At 64.7% G+C, this 462-nt stretch carries 1 protein-coding gene; it reads right to left on the bottom strand.

The window, feature by feature from the left end:
* The coding region (locus HX846_RS38915; RefSeq protein ID WP_178967663.1) for a circularly permuted type 2 ATP-grasp protein at positions 1 to 462 on the bottom strand (462 nt) is incomplete at both ends.

Here is a 462-nt window from a genome sequence, read left to right on the forward strand (position 1 = left end):
AGTACCCGATAACCGCCGGCGCTGGCTACGGCGTACACACGCATGCCGATGGCGCGGTGCTGAAGGTGATCGTCAACGGTGTGCCAGACCGGCGCCTGGGACAACTGCGCAAGTTCCTGGGCGACATAGGCGTAAGGCCGCGCGCGCATGCGCTCAGCCAGGGCCTCGCGTTGTTCGTCGTTCAAGTCGCGGCCAAATACCGGGGTGAAGCTTTGCGACGGAAACGCCGGCTTGATCAGCAGTTCCGGCAGTTTCTCCAGGGCTTCGGCCAGCACCGGCGGCTCACCGCACCACCAGGTGGCGATGGACGGCAGGATCAGTTCTTCGCCAAACAGGAATTGATTGATCTTCGGCAGAAATCCCAACAGGCCAGGGGATTCCAGCACGCCACTGCCCAGGGCGTTGGCCACCAGCACATTGCCCTGGCGCACGGCATCCAGCAGGCCGGGCACGCCGAGGGCC

The sequence above is a fragment of the Pseudomonas sp. K5002 genome, from assembly GCF_013386655.1.
Classification (GTDB): Bacteria; Pseudomonadota; Gammaproteobacteria; order Pseudomonadales; family Pseudomonadaceae; genus Aquipseudomonas.